The 255-nt window shown below is 65.9% G+C and carries 1 protein-coding gene; it reads left to right on the forward strand.

Annotated elements, in window-relative coordinates:
• The coding region (locus K6M89_RS30845; protein ID WP_281428499.1) for a tetrahydrofolate dehydrogenase/cyclohydrolase catalytic domain-containing protein at positions 1 to 255 on the forward strand (255 nt) is incomplete at both ends.

The following is a 255-nucleotide window of genomic DNA, read 5'->3' on the forward strand; positions in this document are numbered from 1 at the left end:
GCGGCTTCAAGTCCGTCCAGCACACATTGCCGGCCGAGACCAGGCAGGAGGAGCTGGCAGCGCTCGTTGCCACCCTCAACGCCGATCCGTCGATCCACGGCATCCTGGTGCAGCTGCCCCTGCCGAAACCGCTCGCCAGCGAGCCGATCATCCAGTCGATCCTGCCGGAAAAGGATGTCGATGGCTTGAGCGTCGTCAATGCCGGCAAGCTCGCCACCGGCGACCTGAAGACCGGACTGGTCTCCTGCACGCCGG

This window comes from Rhizobium croatiense (assembly GCF_019793465.1).
GTDB classification, from domain to species: Bacteria; Pseudomonadota; Alphaproteobacteria; order Rhizobiales; family Rhizobiaceae; genus Rhizobium; species Rhizobium croatiense.